This is a genomic window from Salisediminibacterium beveridgei, assembly GCF_001721685.1.
GTDB lineage: Bacteria > Bacillota > Bacilli > Bacillales > Salisediminibacteriaceae > Salisediminibacterium > Salisediminibacterium beveridgei.
Genome location: NZ_CP012502.1, coordinates 3,380,661 through 3,397,273, shown reverse-complemented (window position 1 = coordinate 3,397,273; position 16,613 = coordinate 3,380,661). Strand labels below are relative to the sequence as shown.

Below are 16,613 nucleotides of genomic sequence, written 5' to 3'. Positions count from 1 at the left end.
AATCCTCAACTTGTCCAACTCCATCGGGCCAAAACCAGGCAAAACCAGCCGGATATAAGGGTAAACGCTGCCAATCGACGGACTATTGCGAACATTTCACAAGCCCTTGAAAACCCGGAATCACTTGTCTATCATAAATGGACAGTTGTACATATATTGCAGACAAAGACAGTCCACAGGAGGGAAACACGCATGAAATTAATCGCGAAATTACTTGCCGGTATCATCGCCGGTATTCTCATCGGTCTGATGAACATCGATTTGGTCACCCAGTTCTTCGTCACCATCAAAGACATCTTCGGCCAGTTCATCAACTTCATCATTCCATTTATCATTTTGTTCTTTATCGTTGCCGGCGTCTCGAAGCTCGGCAAAAGTTCCGGCCGCCTCGTCGGTGCCACCGTCGGAACCGCCTATCTGTCGACGATCCTTGCCGGGGTCTTCGCCTTCTTCATCGCCATTGCCGTCATCCCGTTTATTCAGGCGGATCAGGCGAACGTGAGTGAAGGTTCCGGGCTTGAAGGCTTCTTCCAGCTGGAGATCGAACCGCTGATGGGGGTCATCACCGCGCTCATCATGGCGTTTCTCTTCGGGATCGGCATCGCCAAGACGAACAGCCCGACGCTCATGAACCTCTTTGATGAAGGCAAGGGGATCATTGATCTCGTCATCGCCAAAGTCATCATCCCGTTCTTACCCGTCTACATTGCCGGGATTTTCGTGGAGATGGCTGCGGAAGGTGCCGTATTTGATACCCTGCAGGTCTTCGGTGTCGTGCTGCTCGTTGCGATCATCACCCACTGGCTCTGGATCACGATCCAGTTTACCGTTGCCGGAACTGTGAATGGCCGCAACCCGTTCCCGCTGATCAAAACGATGCTGCCGGCCTACTTCACCGGTCTCGGGACCATGAGCAGTGCCGCGACGATTCCCGTCACTTTGAGGCAGACGAAGAAAAACAACGTCAAGGAAGAAGTGGCGGACTTCGCTGTGCCCCTGAGCGCGACGATCCACCTCTCCGGAAGTGTGATTACCATCGTCTCCTGCGCCGTTGCGGTCATGGCCGTCATGGACAGCTACACGATCCCGACCTTCGGGGAGATGCTGCCGGTGATCGCCATGCTCGGCATCATCATGATCGCTGCACCCGGCGTTCCGGGCGGAGCCATCATGGCCGCCCTCGGTGTGCTCACGACGATGCTCGGCTTCAATGAAGCGGCCATCGGTCTGATGATCGCCCTGTACATGGCTCAGGACAGCTTCGGCACCGCGACGAACGTCACCGGTGACGGCGCCATCAGCCTGATCGTCAACCGCTACGCAAAGAAAGCCGACACCTCCGCACCGGAATCCGCGGAGTAACAATCCGATCGAAAAAACGAACCACCCCTGACAGGCAGTGAAGTGCTGCGATGTTGGGGGTGGTTTTTTAATGCCATGTCGATCAAAAATGAGATCGAATGAAGTTATGCAACCTCGCTCTTAATCTGAAAAATGATGATGAATCCCCGGTATGAACACGATTAGTCAGGAAGATCACATGGACATTCAGGGTTGGATCAAACCAGATGCTCGTTCCGGTAAAACCTGTATGACCGTAGGACTGATCAGAAAATAGATCACCACATGAGGCGGAGGATTGAGATTTTAACATCCAGCCCAAGCCTCGATGTTGCGAATCGAAAGGAGTGAAATTTAATTTTGAAAGATCTACTGCCGCTTTGGAGAGGATGCGTTCACCGTTGAAAACACCATGATTTTCAATCATCGATGTGTAATTCTGCACATCATGCAGCGTGGAAAATAAGCCGGCATGGCCACTGATACCAAGCATTAATTCTGCATTCTCATCATGAACAACGCCCCGTTTATAATCGTTCAATTTTTCGCAATAGGCTGTGGAAGCATAGCGATCGATAGCGAATGAAGGATTGAATGCCGTCTCCCTCATGTTCAGCCGCTCAAAGATTTCCCGTTTCACGAAATGCTCAAATGGTTCTTCTGTAATCAATTCAACGATTTTGTATAAGAGCATGAACCCTAAATCACTGTAGATGACTCTGCTTCCTGGTTGGCATTGGAGTGGTTCAGCGCAGATTTCAGCAATGATCATCTCTGTTGATAAAAGGTCGTCATATGTATGATATGGCCGGTGTGCCGGCAATCCGGAAGTATGAGTCAATAAATGTTTTACCGTAACGGATGCCTTGTTCTGTTGGGCGAATGCAGGTAAGAAATGAGACACGGGATCGTCGAGTGTCAGTTCACCAGCATCGAGCAGTCTCATTAGCGCAGGCATTGTCGCAACAACTTTTGTTAGTGAAGCCAGGTCAAAGACGGTGTTTTTTTTCATCGGTGACGTCCTTGGAAACACCGTTTTATTGCCGAAGACTTCGCTTAATACGATTTCTCCGTTACAGGAGACCTGCAGACAGGCTCCGGGCGCATGCTTAACTGACATTTCTTTACGCAGAAATGCTTGAACGGATTCAACCATCATTTCGGACACTCCTTTTAGAAAAATACATGCAAGGCTATGTAATCAGTCTATCAGTAATCCGACCATAAATGTAGGCATATTGAAATTAAAAATCATAAAATATAAATTAATTTTAATTTTTTATTTCAAAAATAGAGCCGGTATGTTATGTTTTACCTGTTGAAAGTTTCCTTTTAAATGCCAAAAGCTAAAGGAGGAAAAATGAAAATCCGACTGATTGGAGACACTTCGCTACTAGAACGGGGGCTCTCGCAACTTTTACAGGACATGAACATTCAGATAAGTGACGACGGATATCCCCTTTACATTAAGCAGAGAAAAGGTCCTCTGGTGATCAAAAAAGAGAACGGGTATGGTGAACTGTTTTTTGAAAAGAAAGTCCATTTTTTTCGTGGCATGGGGCTTTGGCTTGAAAATCATGAACAAAAACAGAGCTTCGAACGAACAGAACAAGCGTGCTTTCAGACCAGTGGGGTGATGGTGGATTGCTCCAGGAATGGTGTATTGCGGACCGGGGAAGTCCAGAGCCTGCTTCGTAAAATGGCCTTGATGGGTTTAAATGTCATGATGATTTATACAGAAGATACGTATGAGGTGCCGGAGTATCCGTATTTCGGCTATATGCGAGGCCGCTATAACCAGGAAGAATTGGCCATGTGCGATGCCTATGCGGATGATTTAGGGATTGAGATGATTCCGTGCATTCAGACATTAGCCCATCTGACGGAAGCACTTAAATGGAACTATGCGATAAATCTGAGAGATACCGAAGATATCTTATTGGCAGGAGAACCGCAGACGCGTCAATTTTTAGAACACATCATTACGGCAGCGTCAAAACCATTTCGATCGAAGCGGATGCATATCGGGATGGACGAAGCTCATCAATTGGGCTTGGGGAAGTACTTAGATAAAAACGGATACCGGGAGCGTTTCGGTATTATGAGTGAGCATTTACAGGATGTTGTCTCGATTGCTGAAAAATATGACCTGAAGACCATGATCTGGAGCGACATGTATTTCAGGTTAGGTTCAAAGGACGGGGCCTACTACGATCTGGAGGCATCGATCCCTGACGAGGTCGTTTCTTCCATACCAGATACACAACTTGTGTACTGGGATTATTACCACACGGATCAGTCATTTTATCAAGCGTTCATACAAAAACATCAGTCGTTAGGGTCCACACCGGTTTTTGCAGGCGGTTCCTGGACATGGAACGGCATTTCGCCCAACTACGGCAAAGCGAGAGCCACGACTGAACCAGCCTTGCTTGCTTGTAAAGAAGAGGGTGTACAGGAAGTTTTCCTGACGATGTGGGGAGACAATGGTGCCGAGACACCACTTTCTGCAGGATTACCGATGCTGCAGCTATTTGCAGAGCATGCCTATCAGGAATTCGTCAGTGAAGAGCATTTGCAATACCGGTTTGGCACATGTGCCGGTGGTTACTGGGAAGATTTCATGATTCTGAACCAACTGGATGAAACGCCAGGTGTATCCACCAGTAATTTACATGAGTCCAATCCTTCAAAGTTTTTACTTTGGCAAGACGTATTAATTGGATTGTACGACAAGAATGTTCATGGACTCCCACTTAATGAACACTATAAGAAACTGAGCACGGCATTGGAAAAGGCAATTGTGCGAAACCCTCAATGGCAGTTGCTGTTTTGCTTTTATCATAACCTGGCCCGCGTGTTAAACATTAAGGCTGAAATCGGAATCCAATTGAAGCAAGCGTACGATGCAGATGATACAGATGCGGTCAGGTTGTTGATCAGTGAAGTAGAAGAATTGAAGCAACGGTTGAATACGCTTCGAGAGTCGCACCGGGATCTGTGGTTCTCGATCAACAAACCTTTTGGTTGGGAAGTGTTGGAGATCCGGTACGGAGGGCTACATGCCCGATTGGAAACCGCACAGTACCGCCTTGAACAATGGCTACAGGGCGAGATCACGGCCATTGAAGAATTGGAAGCAGAGCGTTTGGAATTTGCAGGGCCGTATGAAATGCCGGAGGGCTCTCTCGGTCGCAATATTTATCGAAGGATTGTCACAGCAGGCAACCTTTCGTAGCTTTCTGACGGCTCCCTGATGTGACAACTACAAAAATCACAGTTCGACCGTGTCGGACGGATCATCCATGGCATCAACTTGATTACGATAAAGGGGGTGAAGGGACAGCTTGGAAAAGGAGTATCCGAGGCAATTTTCAAGACAAATATAATGATTAAAGGGGAAATGATTGATGAGAAAACAAACCATGGTCACTGGTGTGCTTTTGAGTTCACTTGTTGCTTTATCCGCTTGTGGCAATACTGATAATGAAGGAAATGGAAACAACAATGCAGGTGGGAACAACACAGGCAATGATCACAATAACGGGAACAACAATGAAGAAGCAGCTCAAGAGGATGTGACCATCGAATTCTGGACGATGCAACTGCAGCCAACATTCACAGAATACATCGAGGGGTTAATCGATGCTTACGAAGAAGAGCATTCTCATGTCACGATTAACTGGGTGGATGTTCCGGCCTCTGATTTAGAGCAAAAAATACTATCCGATATCAGTGCCGGTAATGAACCGGATGTCGTCAATTTAAATCCATCATTCGGGGCGAACCTTGCTGAGCTTGATGCTTTAACCATTCTGGACGACGAAATTTCCCAGGAAGAGCAAGACGTCTATCTTGAAGGCGCTTGGGAAGCCAATCAGCTCGACGGAGACACGTTTGCTTTTCCTTGGTATCTCGGGACAGAAATAGCTTACTCGAATACCGAAGTCTATGAAGAAGCAGGTCTGGATCCTGAGAACCCGCCAGCCAACTTTGAAGAAGCGGCAGAACAGGCGGAGATCGTGATGGATGAAACGGGGAAATACGGCTTCTTTCCATCGTTTGAAGGAACGCTTCCGATGCAATACTTAGTGAAAATGGGTGCCGATTTAACCAATGAAGAGCGTACCGAAGCAGCATTCAACTCGCCGGAGGGAATCGCAGCCGTCGAATATTTTGCGGAGTTATATCAAGAAGGCCTGATTCCACCGGAGTCGCTGGGTGAGCAACGGGAAATCACCAATATGTACACATCAGGGCAGCTGGCCTTTGGTGAGAACATATTCATGACAGAAGTTTCGGAAAACGCGCCTGAAGTGTATGAGGTTTCAGAGCCGTCAGAAGCACTCACAGGTGAATCAGGAAAGAAGAACATGAATGTTCAGAATCTGGTTATTCCGGAAGGGTCTGAGAACAAAGAAGAGTCAATTCAATTCGCTCAGTTCGTGACAAATCCTGAAAACCAGCTGGAGTTCACGAAGCTCACGGCAATTCTTCCTTCAACGGAAGAGACATTGGAAGATCCGTATTTTACTGATCTGCCAGATGATGCAGAAGCGGCAGATTATGAACGAATTATTTCAGCGCAGCAACTCCCGGATGCTGAACTTTTGGTACCTCCGATGAATAACTTCAGCGAATTGCAATCGGCAATTCATGATGCATTTGCAAAGGCGTTGCTTGAAGAAGCCACCCCTGAAGAGGCATTAGCAGAAGCGGAAGAAGAATGGAATGAATTATTAGTCGAAGACTGAACCGAAAAGACAGGTGTGTAGAAATGCATAGATGTTTTGCAGTTTCGGACGATAAATGTTGACGACATCAAGACTCCCTTCAAGAGTCAAGCCGCTTCGTTGCTTGACTCTTGGGTGTTTCTTGGGCACGGCTGATTACGCTTCGTCGAATGGTTTAGGAGGGAAAATGTGCGATATTCTAAATTTACACCGTATCTGTTTTTATTACCAGGTTGCATTATTTTAGGGACATTTGTTTTCTTTCCGATGATACAAGCAATCTGGCTCAGTTTTACAGAGTACAACATTATTCAAGACGCTGAATTCGTAGGAACTGAAAATTATACGGAGCTCTTTCAGGATGGTTTGTTCTGGCAAGTCCTGAGTAACACCATCATTTATGTCGTTGGTGTGGTACCTCTGTTAGTGATATTACCTATATTTGTCGCTGTCTTAGTCAATCAGGAAATTAAAGGGGCCGTCTTTTTCCGGTCTGCGTTCTTTTTACCGGTTGTGACATCGATGGTCGTGGCAGGTTTAGCCTGGGATTTATTATACCGGGAATATGGCGTGCTCAATTACATATTGCAATTTATTGGCGTAATCGAAGAACCTGTTCACTGGCTTACCTCAACAACGACCGCTTTATTTGCGGTCATGGTCGTGACGATCTGGAAAGGGATCGGGTACTACATGGTGATCTACCTGGCCGGTCTGCAATCCATACCGGATGATTTATATGAAGCGGCCAAGATCGATGGGGCAAACTGGTGGCAGCAAGTAACCAAAATCACGATTCCTATGCTGATGCCGTTTATCGCCGTGGTCTCAATGATGTCGATCATCGCCGCCATGAAAGTATTTGAGGAGATTTATATTATGACCGGCGGTGGGCCGCTTCACAGCTCAGAGACACTCGTATTCTTTATTTATACGGAAGCCTTTAGTAATTTGAATATGGGTTATGCCAGTGCGGCGGGCGTCATCTTATTTATCATCACCTTAATCCTCACATTAATTAATTTAAAATTCACCGGTAAAAGAGGAAATATCACATGATCGGAGGTGAAGCAGGATGATCACAATTATGAACAAGAAGATTGACCTGAAGGACATTTCCAAAAAACTACTGGTGTATGCTCTTCTGTTATTCGTAGCCGTTATCATGGTCGGGCCTTTTATCTGGCTTATCTCCACTTCACTTAAATCAGGAGGGGAAAATGTATTTACCTATCCCCCGAAGCTGATTCCCGAACAGGCCACCTTCGGCAATTACATTGAAGTGATGAATACCTTCCCATTTGCCAGGTATTTATTTAACAGTGTTGTCGTGACGATCTTTACTGTATTTCTGACGGTTCTGTTTTGCACATTGGCAGCTTATCCGCTGGCCAGAATGAATTTCAGATTCAAGAAAACCATCTTCTTTTTGATCATCAGTACCATGATGATCCCGTTCCAGCTGTTAATGATCCCGGTTTATATCATCTCGATGAATCTGGGGCTGCAAAACACCTATGCCGGGATGATTTTGCCCAATATCACAACGGCTTTCGGAGTCTTTTTGATGAGGCAGGCATTCACCGTTGTCCCTTATGAAATGGATGAGTCGGCAAGGATGGACGGGGCCAACACCTTTCAGATTTTATTTCGGATTCTGGTTCCCCTCGTGAAACCGTCCATGGCCACGCTTGCGATTTTCACGTTCATTACAGCGTGGGGAGACTTCCTCTGGCCTTTGATCATCATCAGTGATCAGGACATGTTTACTTTGCCTCTTGGCTTGAATATGCTTTCCGGAACGTTCACATCGAATTGGCGATTGATTTCGGCAGGTGCAGTGATATCCATGGCCCCGGTCGTGATTCTCTTTATGTTCGTACAGAAATACTTCATCGGAGGCATCATGAAAGGCGCAGTCAAAGGATAAACAGATGGCGTAAAAACAGGATGGAGGAGAGAAACTCTTGAAACATATACTTGCAGTCGATGGCGGCAACAGTAAAACACATGCAGTGATAGTCAACGAATCGGGGGATCTTCTTGGTCAGGGATTCTCGCCAGGGACAAATTATACAGGGACAGGACCGGCATTATTCCTCAGCCGTTTGCAGTCCGCAGTGGATCAGGCGATGAACAAAGCTGATCTTCAGCCAGGAGAGATCGATTATGTGCAGTATGGTCTAGCCGGAGCGGATCGTCCTGAGGACAGGGTCATCTTGAATCAGCTGGTAAGCTCAATGCCGTTTCAACACTGGGGACTTGAGTGCGATACACTCCAAGGGTTGAGATCCGGAAGCCCTGAATATCTTGGGGTTGTTATCATTTGCGGCTCAGGGACTAACGCAGCTGGAAGAGATAAATATGGAAAAACAGTGCAAATAGGTGGTTTTGGTTACCGGTTTGGCGATGCCGCAGGAGGGGCCTTTATGGCTCAGGAAACTTTCCGCGCTGCCATCCGGTCTTGGGAAACGAGAGATGACAAAACCATGCTCGAAGAGATGGTTCCAAAAGAACTTGGCTTCTCCACAATGGGAGAACTGTATCGATTCGCTTTAGACAATCAGGATTTCTCGGTGCCTTCAGCACTTACACACGTGCTCCATGAAGCTGCGGAAAAAAACGATCAGACGGCGATCAGCTTGTTAAGAAACGTTGGTGAAGAGTTGGGTAAGGCAGGTAAGGCCGTCATCAATCAGCTCCCTGCATTGCATGAAGTGATGATTCCCATTGTGTTAAATGGCTCGGTTTTGCAAAAAGGGAAAAGCCCTGACTTGATCAATCGTTTGAAAGAAACGCTTGAGAACAATGGCATTCACGATTATGAGTTGATCAATTCGACGATATTGCCGGTACATGGTTCAGTATTTCTGGCATTTGATGCATTAGGGATCGCTATTCCCTATGAAAAAATCCATGCGCATGAATCGTTTCAGATTGGCAAGGAGGATGAATCATGAGTGAACAGGCGTTAAAAATCGCAGTGATTGGCGGAGGGTCATCGTACACGCCTGAGCTGATCGAAGGTTTTATCCAAAACTACAGCGAACTGCCCATCACTGAGCTGTATTTGGTGGATATTCCGGAAGGACAGAAGAAGTTGGAGATTATCGAAAACCTTGTGCGGCGCATGCTGAAGAAAAAGGAGATTCCCATAAGCGTTCATGTGACGCTTAATCGAAGAGAGGCCATTGAAAATGCCGATTTTGTCCTGACTCAAATCAGGGTGGGTCTTCTTGAAGCCAGGGCGGCTGATGAACGAATCCCGCTTCAATACCAGTGTATCGGTCAGGAGACAACCGGTGCTGGCGGCTTTTCAAAAGCGTTGCGCACGATTCCGGTCATTCTCGATATTTGTAAAGAGATGGAGGAATTGGCTCCGGACGCTTTTCTGATTAATTTTACCAACCCTGCCGGAATCATCACGGAGGCCGTGGCCAAACATTCGCGTATCAAAAGTATCGGGTTATGCAACCTGCCAATTGGCATCAAAAAGAAAATTGCCAACTACGCGAAAACGGACATCGACAACCTCGCTGTTGAATGGGTTGGGATCAATCACTTAAACTGGACTACCCAAATTAAACTGCACGGTAAGGATGTGCTCGACCAATTCTTGAATAATCCCGCCGGGGAAGACAGTTTTTCTGTTAAAAACATTCCGGATTTCAAATGGGATGAAGATTTCCTGAGTTCATTAGGAGGCCTGCCATGCGGCTATCTTCGCTACTATTACATGGCAGACAAGATGCTGGCGGATGAACTCGAAGCAGAGCGTGAGGATGGAACGAGGGCAGAAGTGGTCAAAAAAATCGAAGATGAATTATTTGCTGTCTATGAGAATACAGAGCTCAATGAAAAGCCTGCATTGCTTGAAAACAGAGGCGGAGCTTATTATTCTCTCGCAGCTGTTAACCTGATTTCGTCCATTTATAACGACAAAAAAGATATTCAGACCGTGAATACGCAAAACAACGGGATGCTCAAATTTCTGAGTGACGATGCGTCGATCGAAATCAATTGTGTGATTGATTCGCAAGGCGCTCATCCCATACAGATTCAGTCGGACGTGAAACCCCACATGATCGGGCTTTTGCAAATCGTCAAAGCGTTCGAATCACTGACCGTGGAAGCGGCCGTAAAAGGAGATTATCAAACCGCGTTACAGGCATTGAACCTTCATCCGCTGGTGACTTCGGTCACCGTGGCAAAAGCGATGCTGAATGACTTTTTGAAAGAACATGAACGCTTTTTACCGCAATTCAACAAATGAACGGATGAACAGCATTCGGGAGACAGGTGATTTCTATGAAGATCGGTTTAGATCTATTTTTGGAAAAGGACTATTTACAATTCAAAGATCAGCGAATTGGACTGGTTACAAATATGACGGGTGTGAATCAGGGTCTGGTGCCAGCCATTGACTTATTCCACAATCACCCTGATATCCAGCTGACATCACTGTATTGCCCGGAACACGGACTTCGAGGAGATATGAAAGAGGGAGAGAACGTGGATTCCTACACAGATCCCTTCACACATCTCCCTGTATACAGTCTCTATGGGAACAATAGAAAACCGACCGAAGAGATGCTTGATCGGGTTGATGTGCTCGTCTTTGATCTTCAGGACATCGGTTCAAGGTATTATACGTTTATCTATACGCTTGCCTATGTAATGGAAGCGAGTGAACAGTACGGGAAACAGGTGGTTGTGCTCGACCGGCCCAATCCGGTTTCAGGGCTGAATATGGAAGGGAATCTGGTGGAAGATCAAGTCCGGTCGTTTGTGGGATTACTGCCGATTCCCAACCGGCACGGAATGACGGTGGGAGAACTTGCTCAGTTGTATAAACATGAATTTGGATATGATTGTGCCCTGACCGTTGTGCCAATGGAGGGGTGGCGCCGCGAAATGTACTACGACGATACGGGGTTATTTTGGGTGTCACCGTCCCCCAATGTAACGAATAGCGATATGAACACGCTCTACACAGGAACCTGTCTCATCGAAGGCACCAACCTGTCAGAAGGCAGGGGAACAACCAGACCGTTTGAAGTGGTCGGAGCCCCTTTTATTGACGGCCATCAGCTGGCGAAAGCATTTAATCGAAGAAGCGTGCCAGGTGTACTGGCCCGTCCAACGTCATTCATTCCTAGTTATCAAAAACATGAGGGCGAGATTTGCGGAGGCGTGCAGCTGCATCTCGTCAACCGGCAGGAATTACATTCCTTAGCAACTGGTATTTACCTGCTTGAGACGATTGCAGAACTCTATCAAGAAGAATTTGAGTTTATTGTAAACGAGGAGAACAAATTTTTTTTTGATCTATTAGCAGGAACAACAACACTAAGGAATCTTATACTGAATCAGAACGCGCAAGAATTTATACGATCTTGTGAAGATCAGGTGGAATCGTTCAAACAACGAAGAAAACCTTATCTTCTATACAGATAGGATGAGATGCGATGGAAAAGTTAGATAAATTATTAACTGAGTTACGCAATGAATCTTCAATGAACATTGACCAGGAGTCAACGTCAAATATATTGACCATCATCAATGAGGAAGACCGGACGGTGGCAGACAGCGTAAAAAAAACACTCCCTGCCGTCGAAAAAGCCGTGGATGAAGTGGTTCAGGCGTTGAAAAATGGTGGAAAACTGTTCTATGTTGGTGCTGGAACCAGTGGCAGAATCGGTATACTGGATGCGGTGGAATGTCCCCCTACATTCAGCGTACCTTCGGATTTAGTGCAAGCTGTCGTTGCCGGTGGTGACTCGGCGATTGCGACAGCGGTAGAGGGCGCTGAGGACGATGAACAACTGGCGGCAAAGGAGCTCGCGAGTCGGGGTGTCACGGAGCTGGACGTTGTCATCGGCATCGCTGCAAGCGGCAGCACACCTTACGTGGCTGGTGCGTTACAATACGCAGAAGAAGTTGGCGCAAAAACGGTCAGTTTATCCAGCAACAAGGACTCACTGATCAGTCAGTATGCCAGCATCAATATTGAAGTTGTTACCGGCCCGGAAGTCTTGACCGGTTCAACAAGAATGAAAGCGGCATCAGCGCACAAAATGATATTAAACATGATTACGACCACAACGATGATTAAAATTGGTAAAGTCTACGAGAACCTGATGGTCGACGTGAAAGTCAGCAACAATAAATTAAAGGAACGGGCGATTAACATTGTTTCTACTATCACGAAAGTTTCTTACGCAGACGCGGAGGACGTGTTGCGAAAAACAGATTATGAAGTGAAACCAGCCATCGTCATGATTAAAGCCGATATCGGCTTTGCCTCTGCACAGGAGTACATTAAACAAACAGATGGATTTATTCGTGAGGCCATCCAATTAGCCCATAAGTAACAGAATGAAGCGTGTGATTCGAAATGGATTCTGTTAATCTATAGGTATCGGGGATTGTTTCCTCATTAATGAAGCTCACAATAAGAGACGAGGAGTGTCGGTATGTCTGTAAACGGCGGAATATTAATGCTTTCTGAAATGCTTCCCACGCTGCCCCCTTCAGAGAAGAAGATAGCCATGTATATCATTTCAAATCCTCAGGAGACCGTATCCCTTACGGCGAAAGAGTTGGGGAAACGGAGCTTGACGAGTGGCGCGGCCGTGATCAGGCTTTGCAAATCATTGAATTTAAAAGGGTTCCAGGATTTGAAAATCAGAATTGCCGGTGATCTGCAAAGGACGGACAGTGGTACAATTCGCGACATTGAGCCTAATGAATCTCCGGTGTCCATCATCGAAAAGATGACAAATAATAGCATTCAAACAATTAAGGAAACAGCAGAATTGTTGAATATCGAGGAATTGGAAAAAGCGATAGAGATGATCAGGAAAACGTCAAGGGTCCATTTCGTGGGACTCGGGGCCTCAGGGATTATCGCTCAAGATGCGCAACAAAAATTTCTCCGGATCAACAAGAATGCCTATGCATTTACAGACATTCATATGGTCGCCACACAAGTGGCCAACGCCGATGAAAATGACGTTGTGGTCGGTATATCCTATTCAGGCGGCACGGCAGAAGTTGCAAAGGTTTTGCAATTGGCAAGGCAAAGAAATATTAAAACCATCAGTATAACCAAATACGGGAATAACATTGTGTCCGATCATGCAGACGTTCATTTATATACCTCCACGACAAAAGAACCGACCTTCAGAAGCGGTGCAACCTCATCACGAATCGCCCAATTACAAGTCGTTGATATCTTATTTATGTGTGTGGCCTCTAATTTGTACGATGAAACCGTGAAGCATTTAGACGAAACGAGAAAAGCAGTAGAATTCTTAACCAGCTCGAACAAAAAGCCTGAAAAAAGAAATGGTGCGGATGATTAAACCAAAGCGCTGTTTTCAAAAACGATTTTCAACAACACAAAGAGGTGTACACCATGTATTTCATTGGCATTGATGGCGGCGGTACAAAGACAAAAGGCATACTTGCCGACAGAAGGGGCAACATCCTCTCAGAGGCAACAGTCGGCCCGACTAACCCCAACAGTGCAAAGATGGAACGGATCAAAGAAGAGTTCGGTACGCTTTTACAAACACTTAAATCGACAAGCGGGATCCATCTTTCGGAAGTGGCAATCGTCTTTGCAGGCATTTCTGGTGCTGAACACCCTGCCGCAAAAGGGGCGTTGCAATTGGCCCTTGGTTCATTATTTAGTGAAAATGTGAAGGTCGTCATCACGAATGATGCAATCACGGCGCTCTATTCAGGTACAATGGGCAAACCGGGCATCGTGCAGATCGCCGGCACAGGACGAATGATGCAATCACGGCGCTCTATTCAGGTACAATGGGCAAACCGGGCATCGTGCAGATCGCCGGCACAGGTTCAATCACGTATGGCATTAATCACAACAAAGAGATGGACCGTGTAGGCGGCTGGGGACATTTCGCCGGCGAGCGGGGCAGTGGCTACGCATTGGGACGCGACGCTTTGGAAGCTGCTTTTTCAGCATATGACGCATTAGGTCAGGCAACTGAACTGACGAATTTAATACAGCAGCATTTTCAAGTTGAACGATTGCCGGACATTATACACCCGGTTTACCATGCCGAAAATTCGAAAGAGATCATTGCAGGTCTCGGAAAATTAGTCATGGAGGCGGCTGATCAACACGATCCTGCAGCGAAAACAATCATACATACAAATGCCGCACATATCGGCAAGTCCATATCCTGCTTAATCAATAAACTCTTCCAGGATTCAGCACAAGATCAGATCATTCCCGTTGTGCTGACAGGCGGGGTGTTTAACCGGCTGGATCTGTTCCGTGAAACGATTGAAGCAGAAATTACCAGTCACAATCATCTGGTGAAGATGAACATTCCTGAGATCGAACCTGCAGAAGGTGCACTGATCGCTGCGATGTTGGAAGCTGAAGAATTATAAAGCAATCAGAAAAACTCCTGTGAGACCGATCACAGGAGTTTTTTAGATCAATCAACCAGGTGACGACAGGAAACTTCAGGCTCTTGATTTGCCATTAATACACTTCAAGCCGGTTGTTGAAGGCCTGGTTCATGTCTTTGACGTACTGTTCCAAATCAGCGATGGATCCGTGGATGCTTTTGGATACGAATGCAGAACCGATGATGATCCCGTCTGCGCCCATGGAAGCTGCTTTCTCGGCATGGTTGTCATCTTTAATGCCAAACCCGAGGAAAGCAGGGATCGCCGCATGTTTTTTTACGGTCTCAATCGTCTCCGCCGTGTCTGTACTGGTTTCCAGCTGCACACCGGTTTTAGATTTGTGTGACATGCAATAAGCGAACAGGGTGTTGTGCTTTACTGTCGCCTGAATCGCTGACTCATCCATGTCCGGGTCATACAGCTGAATGACTTTCGGATGATCTGCAAATGTCAGTGCTTTGTTCACACAGAGTAAATGAGCATCCGTCAAAGCATCATGTCCGATGATCCGGTTTGACTCAAAGCTGTCCTGATAACCCATCAGGACGGTTTCGAACCGATAGTCACTCATGATCGTTTGAATCATCGAGACGATGGTTTCGGGTGAATACTTCCGTTTCAATACGTCATGATGCGAAGCTTGAATCGTCTTTCCGTCCATAAACGGATTGTCGTCCGGTATACCGATTTCGACGGCATACACGCCCAGGCGGTCAAGCATATCAAGTATTTTGAAAAACTTCTCTTCATTCGGGAATGCCAGCGTCAAATAAATGATGATATTTTTCATGGCATTCACCCTGCTATAAACTGAATCAAGTAACCGAGCAGTGGTCCATACAGCGCATAGTCCGTCTCACTCAATATACGCATGACCGGTTCATACGTGCCGACTTGCGGGAGCAGGAAGGCTTGTCCGAAGATCAGGATTAAGCCGTTAATAAAGGAACCGAGCAGTGCCCCTTTGACCCCTCCGGTGGAATTTCCGAAGATGGCAGTCGCAGCCCCGGTAAAGAACGTTGGAATCAGAGCCGGGAATACAGCCACCGGATAGTTGATGAACCCGAGGAAGGCCATGCCGATGAAGCCTGCGGTCAGACTGGTCAGGAACCCGACGATGACGGATGTCGGATGGTTTGGAAATAAGAGCGGAACATCAAGACCCGGTTTTGCATTGGGAATCAATTTGTCGGCAATGCCGTGGAAGGCAGGGATGATTTCCGACAGGAGCATCCGGACACCGGTAATGATGACGGTGATCCACAGCCCGAAAGTCAGCCCGTTGATGATGGAAAAGCTGACGATATCCTGGCCGTCACTGATCTGTTCTCTGACCATTGCCGGACCGGATAACAGCGAAACAATCAGAAACATCAGTGTCATGACGACGGTTAATGCAACCGTCATCTCTTTTAGAAAACTTAAACTTGACGGGATTTTGATTTTTTCCAGGTCATTCTCTTTATCCCCAACCAGTTTACCCAGTTGAGCTGCGATCCAGAGACCACTTGAACTGGAGTGACCGAGGGTGAATCCTTCTCCGCCCTTGATGTTTTTCATCAACGGGTTAATATAAGCACACGTGATGGTCAAATACAGCGCCAACATGATCGAACCGATTGCAACCACAGATACCAACGAAAGGTTTGTGTTGAAGATGAGGAGCGCTGCAATTAAGCCGGAGTAAAAAAACGAGACATGGGCTGATAAGTGAACATACTTAAATGGCGTGATTCTTGCAAAAAGAATGTGGATTAAAAAGCCGATGGCGAAGATCAGGGCCATTTCGGTGCCGATATCCGCAAAACTCTGAGCCTGCGCTTCTTCGAGAGGAGGCACATCGACATTTAAATTAAAGACCTCACTCAAGAGGGGCTGCAAGGGCAGCAAGGAAACACCCAGGCTTTGTGCCCCTGTGGTGATTAACAGGAAACCGACCATGGTTTTAATGGTTCCGGAGACGATTTTATCAACCGATTTCTTCTGCAAAAGCATGCCAATAAGAACAACAAGTCCGACGAGAAATACCGCTTCACTTAGAATGTTATTAATAAAATACATAATGAAATCCATTTACGATCTCCCCCA

General features: G+C 46.5%; 15 protein-coding genes. 12 read left to right on the top strand and 3 right to left on the bottom strand.

The genetic code is table 11. The features are described 5' to 3' along the window. The first annotated feature begins 192 nt into the window (after positions 1-192). The gene (locus tag BBEV_RS16010; protein WP_069366378.1) at positions 193-1,362 is read left to right on the top strand and encodes a dicarboxylate/amino acid:cation symporter; all 1,170 of its coding nucleotides are present in this window, start codon (positions 193-195) and stop codon (positions 1,360-1,362) included. Positions 1,363-1,444: 82 nt separating this feature from the next. On the opposite strand, the gene BBEV_RS16005 is transcribed toward BBEV_RS16010, so the two are convergent. Continuing rightward, a complete protein-coding gene (locus tag BBEV_RS16005) occupies positions 1,445-2,500 on the bottom strand; it encodes a serine hydrolase domain-containing protein (protein WP_232318217.1) in 1,056 nt (351 codons plus the stop codon). Between the two features lie 201 nt (positions 2,501-2,701). Between BBEV_RS16005 and BBEV_RS16000 the strand changes: the two genes are divergently transcribed. The 11 genes from BBEV_RS16000 (at position 2,702) to BBEV_RS15950 (ending at position 14,504) form a co-directional block, all read left to right on the top strand. After that, positions 2,702-4,579, top strand: a complete 1,878-nt coding sequence (locus tag BBEV_RS16000) for a beta-N-acetylhexosaminidase (protein WP_069366377.1) — start codon at positions 2,702-2,704, stop codon at positions 4,577-4,579. Between the two features lie 172 nt (positions 4,580-4,751). Beyond that, entirely contained in the window at positions 4,752-6,095 is a 1,344-nt protein-coding gene (locus tag BBEV_RS15995) for an ABC transporter substrate-binding protein (RefSeq protein ID WP_069366376.1), read from the top strand. Between the two features lie 168 nt (positions 6,096-6,263). Then, entirely contained in the window at positions 6,264-7,133 is an 870-nt protein-coding gene (locus BBEV_RS15990; RefSeq protein ID WP_069366375.1) for a carbohydrate ABC transporter permease, read from the top strand. Positions 7,134-7,149: 16 nt separating this feature from the next. After that, the gene (locus BBEV_RS15985) at positions 7,150-8,004 is read left to right on the top strand and encodes a carbohydrate ABC transporter permease (protein ID WP_232318215.1); all 855 of its coding nucleotides are present in this window, start codon (positions 7,150-7,152) and stop codon (positions 8,002-8,004) included. 37 nt (positions 8,005-8,041) lie between these two features. After that, complete coding sequence (locus BBEV_RS15980) at positions 8,042-9,034, top strand: N-acetylglucosamine kinase (RefSeq protein WP_069366374.1); 993 nt, start codon at positions 8,042-8,044, stop codon at positions 9,032-9,034. Next, entirely contained in the window at positions 9,031-10,347 is a 1,317-nt protein-coding gene (locus BBEV_RS15975) for a 6-phospho-beta-glucosidase (protein WP_069366373.1), read from the top strand. Before BBEV_RS15980 ends, BBEV_RS15975 begins: the two co-directional genes overlap by 4 nt. A gap of 35 nt (positions 10,348-10,382) precedes the next feature. Further along, a complete protein-coding gene (locus tag BBEV_RS15970; protein ID WP_069366372.1) occupies positions 10,383-11,531 on the top strand; it encodes an exo-beta-N-acetylmuramidase NamZ family protein in 1,149 nt (382 codons plus the stop codon). Between the two features lie 11 nt (positions 11,532-11,542). Further along, entirely contained in the window at positions 11,543-12,448 is a 906-nt protein-coding gene (murQ, locus tag BBEV_RS15965; protein WP_069366371.1) for an N-acetylmuramic acid 6-phosphate etherase, read from the top strand. Between the two features lie 102 nt (positions 12,449-12,550). Further along, positions 12,551-13,441, top strand: coding sequence for a MurR/RpiR family transcriptional regulator (locus BBEV_RS15960; protein WP_069366370.1), 891 nt, complete (start codon positions 12,551-12,553; stop codon positions 13,439-13,441). A 53-nt stretch (positions 13,442-13,494) separates the two neighbouring features. Continuing rightward, positions 13,495-13,989 carry an ROK family protein gene (locus BBEV_RS15955; RefSeq protein ID WP_069366369.1) on the top strand — a complete coding sequence of 165 codons (495 nt, stop codon included), beginning with the start codon at positions 13,495-13,497 and terminating at the stop codon, positions 13,987-13,989. Further along, positions 13,905-14,504 (top strand): N-acetylglucosamine kinase, encoded by a 600-nt coding sequence (locus BBEV_RS15950; RefSeq protein ID WP_084007441.1) that lies wholly within the window; start codon positions 13,905-13,907, stop codon positions 14,502-14,504. The genes BBEV_RS15955 and BBEV_RS15950 overlap by 85 nt, the downstream gene beginning before the upstream one ends. 94 nt (positions 14,505-14,598) lie before the next feature. On the opposite strand, the gene trpA is transcribed toward BBEV_RS15950, so the two are convergent. Beyond that, positions 14,599-15,315: a tryptophan synthase subunit alpha gene (trpA, locus tag BBEV_RS15945; protein WP_069366367.1), complete on the bottom strand. Its 717-nt coding sequence runs from the start codon at positions 15,313-15,315 to the stop codon at positions 14,599-14,601. Between the two features lie 5 nt (positions 15,316-15,320). Next, positions 15,321-16,598: a PTS ascorbate transporter subunit IIC gene (locus BBEV_RS15940; RefSeq protein WP_069366366.1), complete on the bottom strand. Its 1,278-nt coding sequence runs from the start codon at positions 16,596-16,598 to the stop codon at positions 15,321-15,323. Positions 16,599-16,613: the final 15 nt, after the last annotated feature.